Here is a 15,291-nt window from a genome sequence, read left to right as displayed (position 1 = left end):
CGTCGCGTCGTCCTTTCCAGCTGAGCGGCAACAACTTCCGCGTGGCGTAGCGGTCGGCACCGTCGACACTCCTGCGGGACTCGAGATCGTTCACCAGCATCGGCGACATGGGCTTGAAATCGGCCATGGGGCCGCATGTCGACTGCGTTCAGGTGGCCAACGCGTCGGTCGGCGACAGCTTCGACGCCCGCAACGCCGGGTGGAGGCCGGCGAGGACGCCGACGACCAAGGCGGATGCCACCCCGTCTGCCACACCGGACAACGGAATCGTCGGGGGCCAGCCACGCCACACGGCGTAGTCCACGGTGGCGAGCAGCCCGACAGCGACGCCGGTGAGCCCGCCGAACAGGCACAGCGCCACCGACTCGGTGAGGAACTGGCCGCGGATGTGCCGGCGGGTCGCGCCCAGGGCACGCCGCAGCCCGATCTCGCGAGTGCGCTCCAGCACCGAGATGATCATCGTGTTGGCCACGCCGACCGCGCCGACCAGGAGCGCGACGGCGGCCAGGCCGAGCAGCAACCCGGAGAACGTCGTCTCGGAGATCTGCTTGGCGGCCAAAGCGTCCGACGGCCTGCTGACGATGATCCGCCCGGGATCGGCGGGGAACATCGTCTGCGCGAGCACCCCGCGGACCGCGGTGATCTGGGCTTCGTCCACCCGGACGTACAGCACGGTGGGATGGCTGTCGAACTCCAGGTACTGGATCGCCGCGGGCCAGCCGACGAGCACGGAGCGTTCGATCTCCGGGGCCAGCGGGCTGGGGGCGAGCACCCCCATGACGGTGAAGGCGCGTTCGCCGATCCACACCTCGGGTTGCCGTCCCGCGGGGTCGAGCGACGTTATGCCGAGCCGGGTCGCGGCGACGGCTCCCAGTACGACCGTGGGGAACGCGGCGTTGGCCGGATTGAGGAAGACACCGGACGCGACGTGTGCGCCGAGAACCGGCAGCAGGTCATTCGCCGCGGCGAGCACCGTCAGTCCCGACCCCTCGCTGGCCGGGATGGCCGCTGAACGGCGGACCTGGGCGTGCGTGTTGGCGACCTGGCTGACCAGCTGGACCGGTGGGATCCGCGCGGTCATCTCCGCGGCCACGGCCGGGACCGGCGGCAGCGTCTGGGTGCCCTGGTCCACGCGAGCTTCCGCCCGCAGCAGGTTGGTGCCCAGCAGCGAGAGCCGGTCGTCGAGCGCCCGCTGCCCGGAGGTGGAGATCCCGATGACCACGATCATCGTGGCGATCCCGATCGAGATGCCTAGCGAGGAGAGTGCGGCGCGCAGCGGACGGGTCCGGGGACCGAGCAGACCCAGCAGTACGACATCGCCGGGGCCGAGGCGGACGGCGGGGCGCGTCACGCCGTCCCTCCCGGCGGCCGGGACGTGTCCGATCGGATGCGGCCGTCGAGGATCTCCACCCGCCGCGGCAGGCCCGCCGCGATCTCCCGGTCGTGGGTGATCACGGCGACGGTGGTGCCGCCGCCGTGCAGGTCACGCAGGAGACTCAGCACGGCACCGCTGGTGCCGGTGTCCAAAGATCCGGTCGGCTCGTCGGCCAGCACCAGGGATGGGTTGTTCACCAGCGCACGCGCGATGGCCACCCGTTGCTTCTCCCCGCCGGAGAGCTGGTGCGGCCGGTGACTTCGGCGATGGGCCAGGCCGACCCGTTCGAGCGCGGCCTCGGCCAGCGGCCGGCGCCGGCGCCGGGGCACCCCCGCATACAGCAGGCCGGTGGCGACGTTCTCGGTGGCCGTGAGCCCGTCGGTGAGGTGGAAGTGCTGGAACACGAAGCCGATCTCCCGGGCGCGGAGCGCCGATAGCGCGCGGTCGGGCAGCGCGGTGACGTCTTGCCCGGAGACCTCGATCGTCCCGCTGGTCGGGTGGTCCAGGGTGCCCATCAGGTTGAGCAGGGTGGACTTGCCGGAGCCGGACGGGCCGGCGATCGCCAGCAGCTCGCCGGACTCGATGGTGAGCGTCACGTCGGTGAGCGCGCGTACCCCACCGGGGTACTCTTTGCCTGCAGCGCGGAGTGCGAGCACCGGGGTCATGACACTGTCACCACTCGCTGGCCTGCGGCGAGGTCGCTCCCGGACACCTCGACCCGGCCGTCGGCGAACAGACCGGTTCGCACCGCGACGAGCGTCGTGCGTCCGTCGGCGACGACCTGCACGGCGTACCCGCCTTCCTGCAGCGCGAGCAGCGCGCCGACCGGCACCGCGAGCACGTCGTCGTGCCGGGCCGTGGTGACCGAGACACCGACGCTGCCGGAATCCAGGGAGGACACCTTGTCCTGGTCGTCGACGGAGATCGTCACCGTCTGCTCGGGCCCGGAGCGCGTTGTGTTGCCGCCCGGCGACGGGGTCGCGGCCCCGTCCGGGTCGGTGCCTACCGAGGTGACCGTGCCGGGCGTGTTCGTCCCGTCCGGCAGCGTGAGGCCGACCTTGCTCCCGGTTTTGAAGAGGGCGACGTCGACCTGGGTGGGATCGACCGGGGCGGTGACCTGCCGGGCGGTGCCGGTCAGGGTCAGCAGCTCTGCCGCCGCCGGTGCGCCCGGCTGCGCCTTCAGGGAGCCGATGCGGACTTCGCCGTTCAGCACCGCGACGTCACCCATCTCGAGCACGCCGCTCTCTTCGAGCTTGTTCTTGCGCTGCCACGCTTTCAGCGCGGTCGCGGTGCCGTCGCGGTACGCGTCGCCCGTGGGCGCCGTACGGTAGCCCAGCGCCCGGAGGTTCGCGTTGACCTCCCGGACGTCCGGTCCCGGTGTGGCGGCCGGATCGATCGTCCGGTACAGCGGGAGATCCCCGAGGAACAGCACGACGGGTTCGGCGTCGACCGAGTAGAGCCGGTCGCCGTGGTGCACGACCGTGCCTGCCGCGGGCAGCCAGGTCAGCGTCCCGGACTTTCGTCCGGTGTAGACGGTCGCCGGGCCGTGGCCCAGCGTTCCGTCGAGTGTCACCGAGGTGGACAGAGTCGTCTTCGCGACGACGGTGGTCACGGGAGGCGCCGGCTGAGCGGCCGCGGTGGGCGGCGTGGGCCGCGTGGCGAACACGTACGCGGTCGCCCCGCCGACGACCAGCACCATGACCGTGCCGAAGCCGGCCAGGGCGCGTTTCCTCATTTGCCGATGCCCTGGGTGGCAACGTCCTTCTCGCAGGCCGGCGTGAGCTCCATTCCCTTTGTGATGGAGGCGGAGTCGTTCTCCGGGCCGCCGAAGCTGAAGAGCATCCGCCCGTCCTGCGGTGGTTCCTCGTTGACGTACTTCACGCCCTTGGCCCGCAGGCACTGCACCACAGCGTGCACGAAGTCCGCGGCGTGCGGGTTCGAGGCGTCCAGCTCCCACGGGGGCAGCGGGTCCTTGGACACGCAGGCCGCCCGCGCCTTCGCCGCTGCCTGGTCGGGGTCGGGCAGTGTGGAGATCTTGGCCTTTTCGAACCCGTTCTGCGCCATGCACGTCTCGTAGATATCGGAGAGGGCCACCGCTTCGGCGTTGGTCATGTCGATGCGCTCACGCGGGCGGCCGTTGTCCGGATCGGCGGGCACGGCGGACGTCGTGGCCGAGCCGGCCGTGGGCAGCGTGGCCACCCGGTCGGGCGCGGGCGGGGACGAGCAGCCGGCCAGCAAGGCCACCGCCGAAGCGGCCAGCATGAATCGGAAAGGGGTCACCCGCTCAAGGTGCCCCATGACTGTGAAGATCTCGTGGAGACGGCACGAACGAACCTTCACCGGTCCCCGGGCGCGGGCAGACACAGCGTGAAGGTGCTGCCCCGGCCGGGCGTGCTGGTCACCGTGACGCCGCCGCCCTGTGCCTCGGCGAGCTTGCGCACGATCGCCAGGCCCAGGCCGCTGCCGCCGGTCCGCCTGGTGCGCGACTTGTCCGCCCGCCAGAACCGGTCGAACACGTGCGGCAGGTCCTCCGGGGCGATGCCGGCGCCGGTGTCCGCAACGGTGATCAGCACGGACGGGCCGTGGCGGTGTCCGGACACTGTGATCCGGCCGTCCGGCGGGGTGTGGCGGACGGCGTTGGCCAGCAGGTTGCCGACGATCTGCCGCAGCCGCACCGGATCGGCCTCCACGAGAAGGCCATCGGGAATGCTCACGTCGACGCGGGCGTCATGGGCCGCCGAAACATGTCGCAGCAGTTCCGTCGCGTCGACCTCGACCCGCTCCAGGCTCAGCATGTCCGCGTCGGCCAGGGCCAGGTCGCGCAGGTCGTCGACGAGGTGTTGCAGAAACAAGGTTTCCTGCACCAGCGAGGCCACCAGCTCGTCGTCGAGCTCGGCGACGCCGTCCTGGGTGGCGATCAGCCAGCCCCGGATGGTGCCCAGCGGCGTCCGCAGCTCGTGCGAGACGTCGCTGATCAGCTCCCGGCGCTGGTCCTCGGTCCGCGCGGCGTGCGCGGCCATCTCATTGAACGCCGTTGCTAGCTCCGCGATCTCCCAGCTCGCCCGCACCTGCGCACGGGCATCGGCGTCACCGGCCCGCATGCACCGGGTCGCCGTGGTGAGCTCGCGGACCGGCCGGATGACCCGGTTCGCGAGCAACATCGCCACCCCGATGGTCAGCACCAACACGATCGCCGTCGCCCCCGCGATCCGCAGCAACCCGTCGGGCGACAGTCCGAAGCCGGCCTGTCGATTGCTCCGCGCGCTGGTGACCTGCAGGTACGCGATCGGTGCGACGTACGGCCGCAACAGCTGGCGGCGGGCGTCCACGAGGCACTGGGTGACCCGGCGATCGTGCATCCCGGCGGCCGGGCGCACTTCGCCGTGGGCGTCGAGCGCGACGGTGACGCCCTCGCCTCGACCCAAACAGCTCTTCATCGCCGGCACCAGCTGCTCCAGGGCCGCCTGTTCAGTCGGGGTAGGGGTCACCTTCGGGGTGTCCTGGAAGCCGATCGGCCAGTTCGCCACGTTCAGGTCCTTCACGCAGTCCGGCGACGCGACGCCCTGAGCCAGCCGCAGGTACGGGCGTCCGCCGGGCACCTCGGCGATGGTCGCGGCGGCGCCCCGGGCCCGCAGGCACTGGACGTCGGCTTCGATGCGCGCTTCCAAATCTGCGTGTTCCGCGGTGCTCAGCCGGAACGGCCCGACCACGGCGGGGTCGATCCCGTCGGGGAACTGCGTGCGGGCCAGGGCGTTGTCGACCGCGAGGGGGTCGATCTGCAAGGAAGGACCGGTCTGTACCGGATCGGACGGGTCCGCCGAGCCGGCGATGGGCCCGCCGCCCACGGGGGTGAGCGTGATCCCGGCACCGAGGTTCGACGACAGCCCGGCGAGCGTGGGCCGCACGCCGCTCCAGTCGGTGTGCGTGGCCGCGTAGTCGACCAGGCTGCCGTACACCTGAGCGGACATCTCGTTCACCCGGACTTGTTGCTCGGCGATCGACCCGGTGGTTCCCTGCACAGCCAGCCAAGCGGTCGCCGCAACCGCGCCGGCGGCCACCAGCACCGTGCCGCCGAGCAACCGGACCCGCAGCCCGCGGCTAGCCACCGTCGGCGATCTTGTAGCCGACGCCGTACACCGTGTGCAAGTACTGGGGCCGCCGAGGATCGGCCTCGATCTTGCGGCGCAGGTTCTTGAGGTGCGTGTCGGCGGTCCGTTCGGTGACGAAGGTGTCTTCACCGTGCGCCCGGTTGAGCAACTGTCGACGGCTGAGCACGCGCCCGGGCTCGGCCAGCAGCGCCTCCAGGATCCGGAACTCGGCCGGTGTGCAGTCGATCGGACGGCCGTGCACGCGGACGGTGTGCCGGACCTGGTCGAGCACGAGCGCACCGATGCAGAGCGGCAGAACCGACCGGTGACCGGCCGGTCCCGCCCGGCGCAGCAACGACCGCACTCGCGCCATCAGCTCCCGGGGGTCGTAGGGCTTGGTGACGTAGTCGTCGGCACCGAGGTCGAACCCGGTCAGCTTGTCCTCCGCCGTCGACCGCGCGGTCACCACCAGCACCGGGACGTCGGAATCCCGCCGCAGGGCCCGCACCACGTCGAAGCCGTCGATGCCGGGCATCATCACGTCGAGGACGAGCAGGTCGGGTTGCCTCAGCTTCGCCTGGTCGACGGCCTCCCGTCCGTCGTGCACCACGAGCACCGAATGAGCCTCGTGCCGCAGATACCGGCGCAACAGCTCAGCCTGCTTGACGTCGTCCTCGGCAACCAGCACAAAAGCGCACATCGCCCGCCCCTTCTGATGGGAATCTTAGCCGGACACCAGAGGCAGGATCGCGAGCGTGAACACCGGGCTGGTCAGGGCATCGCCGTCGAGGAACGTGTCGAACCGGGAATTGGTCGCCAGCAGCTGGTCTTCGCCCAAGGCGATTCCGGTGGGGGTGTCGGCTTCCGGTTAGGTGCGTTCGAAGATGATCTTGGCCGTGCCGCCTTCCGACCTGCGGCCGGGTTTGTGCACCGTGATACCGGCAGCTGAACGCGGATGCGCTTGCCAATAGCGAAGAAGGTAACGGGGGGGTGTCCCTATGTGATTGTCAAGCCGCGGCTGCGGTGGGAGTGGGTTCGGGGTGGCGGTAGTGGGTGCCGTTGCGCAGCATGGCGTAGAGCACGTCGCAGCGGCGGCGAGCCAGGCAGATCAGCGCGGCGTTGTGCTTCTTGCCCTCAGCCCGCTTGCGGTCGTAGTAGGACCTGCTGACCGGGTCACGCAGTGCCGCGAACGCGGCGAGGAAGAACGCGCGTTTGAGCTTGCGGTTGCCGGTCCGGGCCGGGTGCTCGCCTCTGATCGACGATCCGGAGCTGCGCGTGACCGGCGCGATGCCAGCGTAGGCAGCCAGATGCCCGGAGGAGGCGAAGTTGGAGGCGTCACCGACCTCGAGCAGGATCCTGGCGGCGGTCCTGACGCCGATGCCAGGCATCGAGGTCAGGACCCCGGCAAGAGGGTGCGCATCAAGTATCCCCTCGACCTGCTCGGCGACGGCTTTGCGTTGCTGCAACACGGTTTTCAGGCTGTCGGCCAGCCTCGGGAGGACCGTGTCGGCGGCTGCGGTGCCCGGGACGGTGACGGTCTGCTCGCCCAGGGCGGCCATGATCGCCTCGATGAGTTTTCCGCCCATGCGTGGCGCGTGGACCTTCGCGATCGCGGTCAGTTTGCGACGACCGGCCTGGGCGATGCCAGTCGGGCCGCCGCAGCGGGAGAGAATCTCCAGCACTGCCGGATGCGAGATCCGCGAGCCGATGGCGCGTTCGAGAGCGGGGTGGATACCGGTGAGCAGGCCACGGATCCGGTTGCTGAGGCGAGTGGCCTCGCCGGCCAGGTCGTCGTCGAACCCGACCAGCACGTCCAGCTCGGCCAGCGTTTCGTCGCCGACGTCGACCGGGCGCAGCGTGTGCGGCAGCGAGCGGGCCGCGTCGGCGATGACGAACGCATCCCGCGCATCGGTCTTGGCCCGGCCGGGGTAGAGGTCGGCGATGCGGCGCATCGCCAGGCCGGGCAGGTAGGCGACCTGGTGCCCGGCGGCCCGGGCGACTGCGACCGGCAGTGCCCCGATGGTGGCGGGCTGGTCGACCACGACCAGCAGTGCTCCATGCGCAGCGAGCTTGTCGAACAAGGCTCTCAGCTTGGGTTCGGTGTTGGGCAGCGGCCCGTCATGCAGCCGCTTCCCGTCCGGGTCGAGACCGACCGCGTGGTGTTCGCCCTTGCCGACGTCCAGGCCGAGGAACACTCCGAAACTGCTGCTCATCCACCACGCCGTTCAATCGTCGGTTGTGGTCACCGGTCGAGCATCGATGGCCGGCACCCACGTTACGACGAGACCTACCTTGCGGTGGCCGTGTCCCTATCAGCGGTCCCTCGATGCCACCAGATCCGGTGACACCACCCCCCGGATCATGCGTGCGACTGGGGGCGTTAGTCATGCCGGGCCTGGTGACCACAGCTCCTTGATCAGGAACTACGAAGAAGGTAACGGGGGACGCAGCGCTTCCCTGCGGGAAATAGCCGCCCTTGCAGGTAACCGGTGGTCTCTCGATATCACCACGCCTCGCTGACGGGCGGTTCGCCCTGCCGTCCTTATGGGGAATTGTGCTGCCGTCCTATGGGAGATGTGGCGTTGTCGCTCGCGTCCTGAGCCAAGTTTGAAGTCCCCACCTTGGAGACCTTGATGCATGAACCTGACGAAACCGCGGTTGCTCCCCGGCGGTCGCCGCGAACCCGCCGGAACGCTCTGCTGATCGCTGCCGCTGTCATCGGAGTGGCCGCGGTGGCGGTGGTCGTCGTGCGGGTCGGGTCAGCCAAGCCGACTGGCAGCCCGTCGGCTCCGGCGCAGAGCACGAACCTCAGCACGAACCCGACCGCGAACTGGCCCGACATCAAGCTGATGTCGGCGACGCAGGTATGGGACCTGGCGGCCAACCTCAGCGTCGGCGCCGTCGACCAGCCGGTCCGCCCCGGGCAGTTCCGGTACGTCAACCAACACACGTGGGTCATGAACACTATGCAGACCGGTGACAAGACCGGCTACAGCTACGTACGTGTTCAGCTTGATGTTGTTGTGGGAGCGACCGGGAGCCATGGTCCGGTGGTGAATAGCTGGGTGAGTACGTCGAGGAGATCCATGCCGTGCTTGGTGGCAGTGGACAGGTAGGAACGCAGGACGGCGAAGTCGGCCAGCCCTTGGAGGCTGCGCCATGTCCCGGAGATCTTGAGTTGCAGCTTGGTGGGTCGCAGATCTCTCTCGCTTTGGTTGTTGCTGAACCAGATCGCGGTGTCGGTCGTGAATCGCAGGATGTCGGTGGCGTCGCGAGCGAACCGTTCGACCAGTTTCGCTGCTTTCCCGTCTGGTTCCGCCTTGGTGGCTGCCCGGCCGGCGCTGATCGCCCCGGCCCGGGGAGTGGGACCACCACGTCGGACGGCGACTGGACCGGTGGGCACTTCGTCGGCCAGTTGTGGCTCGCGGCCACGCGAGACAAGCGGTTCCCCGGTGCCGCGCGCGAGTACTCCGCGCGCCTCGACGGCCGCGAAAATTCACCGGCCGTGTTCCGCGGCTTTCTCTTCTACTACGGTGCGTTGCTGGGAGCCCGGCTCCTTGGTGACGACGGTGCGTGGGAGCGCGCGGTCCGCGGTGCGAGGGGCTGATGACGGCGTACAAACCCGGCGGCAGGCGTCACTCCGCTCGGGACGGCCGCGGAGGAAGCGCACAGCGTCGGTGACAGCGAGACCAGCATCGACGTCGCCACCGGTGCGATCGTCCGCCGGTACAGTCACAAGGGCTTCTGGGCCAAGAGCACCTGGGCGCGGGCGCAAGCGTGGGCGATGCTGGCGTTCGCGATGGCAGCGCACCGTCTGCTCCGGCCAGCCGGAGCTGCTGGACGCCGCGGTCACGGCGACCGGCCGGTGGACCGGAAACGTCCGGACGATCTGGTGGCGTACTGGGTCTTCGACGACCCCGGTATCCTCCGGGACACGTCGTCGAAGACAATCGCGGCGGCTGCGCTGCTCAAGCTGGCGGAACTCGTTCCCGATGGCGAGAACTACCGGCTGATGGCTCGGCGTACCGTCCAGGCACTCGTCGGCGGCTACTTGCGCACTGTGCCGGGAATGCCTCCTTCGATCGGGATGCTGGGGCAGGGGTGTTACAACAAGCTCCTCGGGCTGGCCACTGACCACGAACTGGTCTGGGGGATTACTGCCTGACCGAAGCGCTGTCCGTGATGGCGGGAGAGCTGAACCCGCTGTCCGTATAACGGGATCAACTCCTGTATCGGATCGCCGCCGACCCTCCGCGCTGGCCGGCTTGTTCTCCCTGGTGGACCCACGCGGCGTAGCCGCCGAGAAGGTCGGATACATCGGTGTGACCGGCGCGCCGGAGGACGCTGGCGGCGATCGACGAACGGTGTCCGCCCGCGCAGTGCAGCACGATCGGATGGTCGCGCGGGATTTCCGCGATCCGTCCGGGCAACTGAGCCAATGGGATGTGCAGCGAACCTGCGATGGCGCCTGCCGCGCGCTCGTCGTCTCCGCGAACGTCGACGATCAGTGGCGACGCGACGGCGGCCAGGCTGCGGCGGAGGTGATCCGCGGTGATCCGGCTCGCGCTGTCGAGTTCGTGGGCGATGGCCGGCAGGGCGGCGCTGGGATCGTCCAGGTGCCCCGCGACGCGGTCCGAACCCACTCTGGCCAACCGGGTCACTAGCTCGTCCTGCCGTTCGTCCGGTGCGACGAGGACGATCTCGCTCCCTGGCGGGATGACGGTCGCGGCCTGCTCGGCGAAGCGGCCGTCGGCGGGTACGTTGAGCGAGCCACCGAGGTGGCCCGACGCAAAGTCCTGCGGACTGCGACCACTGGCCCGAGTTCGGACAGCAGGTTCAGCACGGCGATGCCCAGCAGCAGCCGGTCGGGGCCGCCGTCGCCGGTGAGCACGCCCAGCGCGGCCCGCTGCCGCGCGGGTAGGACGTCCGCGCGGTCCAGCACGGGGCGCAGCAGCTGGTGCAGGCCAGCGAACGGGACATCGGTCTCGAGCCGGTGGCCGGACGCCCGCAGGACCAAGCCGTCTGCGTCGGCCGCGGCGCGGTTCAGGCGCGCGGTTTTGCCGGTTCCCGGGCCACCGACCAGGATCAGTGCCTGCCCTTCGGTGACGAGGCTCACCAGGCGAATCTACCTGATGCAGTCAGGTGACTGATTCGGCGAGGACCTCGGACGGGTCACCATCGGGCCCATGCCCGAAATCACCCGAGTGCTGGAGAAGGAGTGGCCGACCCGGCCGCCCACGGCGATGTTCCCGGACCTGCCGCAGTCCTTCTGGGACGTTCGTCCGCACTTCTGGGATCCGGCAGACGGCCGGCTCGTCAGCCGTACGTACACCTGGGTTGTTCGCGTGAACGGCCTGCTGGTGCTGGTCGACACGGGAATCGGCGACGGCAAGGAACGGCCGGAGATGCCCGCTTTCCACCGGCTCAAGACCGGCTTCCTGGCCCGGCTGGCCAAAGCGGGCGTCGAACCCGGCGACGTCGACGTCGTGGTCAACACGCACCTGCATGCCGACCACGTCGGTTGGAACACCCGCCTGGCCGGCGGCGAGTGGATTCCGACGTTCCCGCGCGCGACCTACCTCTTCCCCGCAGCCGACTACGAGCACTTCCGCGACGATCCGGTGATCGCCGACAGCGTGCAGCCAGTGGTCGACGCGGGCCAAGCCGTTCTCTGGCGGGACGGTCACCGCATCTCCGACGATTTGACGCTCGAGCCGGTTCCCGGGCACACCCCAGGCTCAAGCGTGCTGAAACTGCGCGAGGACGCCGTGTTCGCCGGCGATCTGCTGCACAACCCGGCGCAGGCGCTTGAACCGGACTGCAACAGCATGTTCTGCCTCGACGCGGCCGAGGCCAGGGCCGCGCGCCGGCAGGTCCTCGGCTGGGCGGCCGACCGCGGCGCGCTGGTGCTGCCCGCTCACTTCGCGGGCGGCCCCGTCATCCGGAAGGGATCGGGCTTTGCGTTCGCCTGAACTGCGTGGACGGCGCGAGAACGGCGTGTGGATCTACCAGGGCATTCCGTACGCCAGGCTCGAGGACCGGTTCGGGCCGCCGCAACCGCCGCGGGCGGGCTTCCGGGACGCCACGGCGCCCGGGCCGACCTCGCCACAGGGACAGCGGTCGTTTACCGGCACCGACTGTCGGCGATCCTCGGCGCCGGTTGGGAACCGGGGCCGGACTACTTGAACGTGAACGTGTGGACGCCGGACACGGTCGCCCGGGACCTGCCGGTCCGGCCACGCCCCGATGTACGACGGCACGGCTTTCGCTCGCGACGGCGTCGTGCTCGTGACCCTCAACTACCGCCTGGGTGCCATCGGCTGGGTCGACCTGCCCGACGCACCGTGTAACCGCGGTCTCCTCGACGTGCTGGCGGCGCTGGGCTGGGTCCAAACCCACATCGCGGAGTTCGGCGTCAATCCGGGCAACGTCACGCTGTTCGGCCAGTCCGTGGGCGCGATCCTAATTGCCGCGCTCCTGGCGAGCCCCGAAGCGGGGCGGATTGGTGCGCCGCGCGATTTCGCAAAGCGGCGGAGCGCACATCTTCACGCCGGCTCAGGCGGCCCGGGTGACGACGGCGCTGGCGGCGAAGCTCGGCGTGGCGCCGACGGCTCGGGCGTTCGCCGAGGTCGGTGACGCCGACTTGGTCCAGGTCAGGGCGGAGTTGCACGTCGACACACGTTACGGCCGTTCACTCGGGGTGAGTCCGTTCAAACCGGTGGTGGACGGCACTCCGCGTCTCGCGCCGATCGACCTCGTCATCGGCACCATCGAGAACGCGGCTGACCTGTACATTGCCGAACCGGTCACCGATGCCGACGTATTCGCCGCCGCGATCCGGCGGCACCCGGCCCCGGAGTGGCTGGCCGCGAGGTTCCGGGCCCGGTTCGCCGCCCGGCCGACCAGCGGTCCGCGCTGGTGACCGAACAGTTCGGGCCGGCTCGGCGCAGCTCGTCGAGGCGCATCGGGGCCGGGTGTGGACAAATCGATTTGCGCGCAACGGCGGTGCGCCGCACTGCGCCGAGTTACCGTTCGTGTTCGGGCGCGGGCCCCTGCACGACGCCTGGGTCCAGTTCGCCACGACCGGTGATCCCGGCTGGGCACCGCACCCGGCGACGAAGCGATTCTCCGTGACCGCGCACCCGGGGTGACCGCCCTGCCGGTCAGTTCATCGAGCGGACGTTTACCACCGGACGCGCATCAAGCGAAAACGCGAGTCGTGTCCTCGGCCCAGCCGGGCGTACCCGTCTTGATGAACCGGACCCAGGCGCCGTGGGTTTCACCAACCAGGGCCGGGTCCGGTGTTTCCGGCCCGAGCAGGTTCTGCCGGCCGTGCATCGACGGCAGGTCGGCGCGGTCGAAGACGAAGGGAAGTTCGACGCAGTGGCACGCTGCCAGCCGGCCGTCATAGGCGCCGGACGCCCATCGGAACTCGTAGGAAAAGGTCTTGCCCCGAGACCGAACCGAGTGAGCGTCGGCCAGGCGACGGCTGCCCGCGTTGAACGCGTCCGTGATGAGCCTGGCCAGTAGCTGCCCGTCGGACCAAGTGGGGTGCAGCGAGCGATAACGGTCGACTCGAACATCCGGATCGCGGAACCTCCGCCGCGCCGCCGCCATCAGTTCGGCGTCACCCGCGGTCTCAAGCAGTCGTGTCGGGACGGTGTACAGGTTGCCTTCGTCGGCGTTGCTGCCGATCAGAAGGTCGGTACCGAGGCGGGAACGGAGGGTGTCCGTGGGTTGGCCGGTGAGTAGCACGCCATCGATCACCGGTTTGAACGGGCTAGTGGCGATCGAGGTGTCGACAAAGCCGTGCCCGGCGTGGTCGAGGGGCGGCATCCTGGTCAGTAGTTCAGCGAGTTCGAGGTCGGTCAGTTCCGCGAGCGAGGCCGCGGTTGCTTCCCTCCCTAGCAACGCCGAGACAGCTCGAGTCGCCAGATTCGCTTGGGCCGGTTCGAATGCGCAGTCTCCAGTGCCGCTCTGGCTGATGGCGCGCTGGAACAGGCCTTCCGCCGCCGGGCAGGCCAGAAGCGTCGCGACGAGCATGGCGCCGGCGGACTGGCCCGCAACGGTGACGCGAGCTGGATCACCGCCGAAGGCCGCTATGTTGTCCGCCACCCACCGTAGACCGGCGAGCACGTCGAGAAGGCCGCGGTTGGCTGGGGCGTCGGGTACTGCGAGCCATCCTGCCGGACCGAGGCGGTAATTCAGCGTGACCAGGACGATACCGTCGCGGGTGAAGGACGTTCCGTCGTACATCTCGGCGGACCCAGTACCTGCTGTCAGACCCCCGCCGTGGAGGAACACCAGGACCGGTAACCCATGTGCGGTGGGGTTGGGCGTGCTGACTGTCGCGGTGAGATAGTCGGTGCCGGTGTAGCCACCACTTCCGAGGATCGAGCTCAAGTCGAGATCACCGAAGTGCCGTCGCGGCGCGGGAGCACTCGCTCCGGCAGCCGTCGCGTCGCGTACGCCGGTCCAGGGCGTTACGGGGGCAGGTGGCGCGAATCGCCGCGGGCCCACCGGCGGTGCCGCGTACGGGACGGAGTGGAAGACGACGCCGGCCGAGGTGAGAGTGCCCCTCAGGAGGCCACCGGTGACGTGTGTTGTGCCGGGCGGACACTTTTGCACAGGAGTCTCCCCAATCGTTCGAGTGCCATGCCGAATTGTCCGTTTGTGCGAGCCGGCCGGGCAGACCGCTGGTCTGCCCGGCCGGCTCACGCATGTCAGCGAGTGTGAACTTCGCGCAGCACGAAGCCGGAATTGGGCTTCTTCTGCAGAAGGTCGGCGAGGCCGCCACTCACCGTGTAGGTGGCACCGCGGGGCCCAGCAGCGATTCCGCTGGTAACCGGGTCGGGAACGGTGTCGGTGACGGTGACCTTCGCGCTGCGCCAGGAGTGGTCGAAGCGGATACGCTGGACGACGGCGTCCTTGCCGCTGAGCAGGCCGCTGCTGACGGCTGCGATCGAGCCGTCCGGCAGGCCGCGCAGCGATGCCGCGAGCGGCACCAGGTTGGTGTTGAGCTGGACGCGGGCGGCCTGCTTGGGGTGATCGACCGGCACTCGGACCAGAGAGCCGTCGGCCTTGGAGACGATCAGCAGGTTGTCGCGAACCAGCACCAGGGAAGTGGCTGCCGGGGAAAGCAAGACGCCCGGGACGCTGACGTCGGGGTTGCCCGCCAGGAGCGGGCTGTTCAGCAGGACGGATGCCTTGCCGTCGTGGGTGACCCGGTACAGGTTGGAACTCTGGGTGTCGGCGACGTAGGCGGTACCGCACGAGTCCACGACGACGTCGGCGGCCAAGTGCGCGCCTCCGTCGTGGGCGGTCGCGGCCAGGTCGGCGTACCACTGCCGCTTTCCGGTCCGCAGGTCGTAGCTGGCGAGCCCGGCGACCTTCAGCGGCCCCGCGGCGTTGGTGGTGTCGGCGACTCCGAGGTCGACGTTGGTAACCAGAACCCGGTTGCGCGCGCGGTCGACGCGGACACCCTGGAACGACACCATGGACGGATCGTCGACCAGCGTGCGCACGCTTCCGTCGCGGTTGACGATGGTGATCAGGCCCTTCTTCAGGGAGCCCACCACGAAGCTGCCGGTAGCCGGATCGTAGTCGGCGGAGTGCGGGAACACCTCCGGGCCGTTGACGTTGATGGTCGCCAACGGCGACCGCGTGGCCTGGTGGTGGCCGACGGACTGTGCTGCGGGGCCGGCGTAGGCGACCGAACCCATCAGGGCGGAAGTGGCCAGGGCGGCGGCGAGGAAGACCGCCGCAATTCCAGAAGATCGCAGTTTCATCGAATTCTCTTTCGGTGTCTGTTCCGCCTACCGGCTGGAG

The 15,291-nt window shown here is 69.6% G+C and carries 17 protein-coding genes; 5 read left to right on the top strand and 12 right to left on the bottom strand.

The genetic code is table 11. From position 1 onward, the window contains the following. Positions 1-148: 148 nt before the first annotated feature. From AB0N03_RS43315 to AB0N03_RS43285, 7 genes are all read right to left on the bottom strand, one after another. Positions 149-1,351, bottom strand: coding sequence for an ABC transporter permease (locus AB0N03_RS43315; RefSeq protein ID WP_364385508.1), 1,203 nt, complete (start codon positions 1,349-1,351; stop codon positions 149-151). Further along, positions 1,348-2,040 carry an ABC transporter ATP-binding protein gene (locus tag AB0N03_RS43310; RefSeq protein WP_364385505.1) on the bottom strand — a complete coding sequence of 231 codons (693 nt, stop codon included), beginning with the start codon at positions 2,038-2,040 and terminating at the stop codon, positions 1,348-1,350. The genes AB0N03_RS43315 and AB0N03_RS43310 overlap by 4 nt, the downstream gene beginning before the upstream one ends. Beyond that, entirely contained in the window at positions 2,037-3,110 is a 1,074-nt protein-coding gene (locus AB0N03_RS43305; protein WP_364385503.1) for a peptidoglycan-binding protein, read from the bottom strand. The genes AB0N03_RS43310 and AB0N03_RS43305 overlap by 4 nt, the downstream gene beginning before the upstream one ends. Next, complete coding sequence (locus AB0N03_RS43300) at positions 3,107-3,655, bottom strand: hypothetical protein (protein WP_364385500.1); 549 nt, start codon at positions 3,653-3,655, stop codon at positions 3,107-3,109. Before AB0N03_RS43300 ends, AB0N03_RS43305 begins: the two co-directional genes overlap by 4 nt. Before the next feature lie 56 nt (positions 3,656-3,711). Next, positions 3,712-5,481 carry an ATP-binding protein gene (locus tag AB0N03_RS43295; RefSeq protein WP_364385497.1) on the bottom strand — a complete coding sequence of 590 codons (1,770 nt, stop codon included), beginning with the start codon at positions 5,479-5,481 and terminating at the stop codon, positions 3,712-3,714. Then, on the bottom strand, positions 5,474-6,163 hold the full coding sequence (locus tag AB0N03_RS43290) for a response regulator transcription factor (protein WP_364385494.1): 690 nt from the start codon (positions 6,161-6,163) through the stop codon (positions 5,474-5,476). Before AB0N03_RS43290 ends, AB0N03_RS43295 begins: the two co-directional genes overlap by 8 nt. Positions 6,164-6,470: 307 nt before the next feature. After that, the gene (locus AB0N03_RS43285; RefSeq protein ID WP_364385491.1) at positions 6,471-7,676 is read right to left on the bottom strand and encodes an IS110 family transposase; all 1,206 of its coding nucleotides are present in this window, start codon (positions 7,674-7,676) and stop codon (positions 6,471-6,473) included. A gap of 408 nt (positions 7,677-8,084) precedes the next feature. Here AB0N03_RS43285 and AB0N03_RS43280 point away from each other — a divergent pair, with 408 nt between their 5' ends. After that, positions 8,085-8,579, top strand: coding sequence for a hypothetical protein (locus tag AB0N03_RS43280; RefSeq protein ID WP_364385590.1), 495 nt, complete (start codon positions 8,085-8,087; stop codon positions 8,577-8,579). On the opposite strand, the gene AB0N03_RS43275 is transcribed toward AB0N03_RS43280, so the two are convergent. After that, positions 8,471-8,866, bottom strand: coding sequence for a transposase (locus tag AB0N03_RS43275; protein ID WP_364385488.1), 396 nt, complete (start codon positions 8,864-8,866; stop codon positions 8,471-8,473). The genes AB0N03_RS43280 and AB0N03_RS43275 overlap by 109 nt on opposite strands. A gap of 381 nt (positions 8,867-9,247) precedes the next feature. On the opposite strand from AB0N03_RS43275, the gene AB0N03_RS43270 reads away from it, so the two are divergent. Next, positions 9,248-9,628, top strand: coding sequence for a hypothetical protein (locus AB0N03_RS43270; RefSeq protein WP_364385485.1), 381 nt, complete (start codon positions 9,248-9,250; stop codon positions 9,626-9,628). A 55-nt stretch (positions 9,629-9,683) separates the two neighbouring features. Here the strand turns inward: AB0N03_RS43270 and AB0N03_RS43265 are convergent, their stop codons facing one another. Then, complete coding sequence (locus AB0N03_RS43265) at positions 9,684-10,124, bottom strand: rhodanese-like domain-containing protein (RefSeq protein WP_364385482.1); 441 nt, start codon at positions 10,122-10,124, stop codon at positions 9,684-9,686. Beyond that, positions 10,124-10,579, bottom strand: a complete 456-nt coding sequence (locus AB0N03_RS43260) for a hypothetical protein (protein WP_364385479.1) — start codon at positions 10,577-10,579, stop codon at positions 10,124-10,126. The genes AB0N03_RS43265 and AB0N03_RS43260 overlap by 1 nt, the downstream gene beginning before the upstream one ends. Positions 10,580-10,649: 70 nt before the next feature. Between AB0N03_RS43260 and AB0N03_RS43255 the strand changes: the two genes are divergently transcribed. From AB0N03_RS43255 to AB0N03_RS43245, 3 genes are all read left to right on the top strand, one after another. Continuing rightward, positions 10,650-11,435: an MBL fold metallo-hydrolase gene (locus tag AB0N03_RS43255; protein WP_364385476.1), complete on the top strand. Its 786-nt coding sequence runs from the start codon at positions 10,650-10,652 to the stop codon at positions 11,433-11,435. A gap of 274 nt (positions 11,436-11,709) precedes the next feature. After that, complete coding sequence (locus AB0N03_RS43250; RefSeq protein ID WP_364385473.1) at positions 11,710-12,099, top strand: carboxylesterase family protein; 390 nt, start codon at positions 11,710-11,712, stop codon at positions 12,097-12,099. Then, on the top strand, positions 12,032-12,385 hold the full coding sequence (locus AB0N03_RS43245) for a hypothetical protein (protein ID WP_364385587.1): 354 nt from the start codon (positions 12,032-12,034) through the stop codon (positions 12,383-12,385). Before AB0N03_RS43250 ends, AB0N03_RS43245 begins: the two co-directional genes overlap by 68 nt. Positions 12,386-12,663: 278 nt before the next feature. On the opposite strand, the gene AB0N03_RS43240 is transcribed toward AB0N03_RS43245, so the two are convergent. Beyond that, on the bottom strand, positions 12,664-14,091 hold the full coding sequence (locus AB0N03_RS43240; RefSeq protein ID WP_364385470.1) for a carboxylesterase family protein: 1,428 nt from the start codon (positions 14,089-14,091) through the stop codon (positions 12,664-12,666). Positions 14,092-14,186: 95 nt separating this feature from the next. After that, a complete protein-coding gene (locus AB0N03_RS43235) occupies positions 14,187-15,251 on the bottom strand; it encodes a hypothetical protein (RefSeq protein WP_364385467.1) in 1,065 nt (354 codons plus the stop codon). Positions 15,252-15,291 lie beyond the last annotated feature (40 nt).

Source organism: Amycolatopsis sp. NPDC051061 (assembly GCF_040682935.1).
In the GTDB taxonomy this organism is placed as follows: Bacteria; Actinomycetota; Actinomycetes; order Mycobacteriales; family Pseudonocardiaceae; genus Amycolatopsis.
This window is presented reverse-complemented; position numbering and strand designations above follow the sequence as displayed.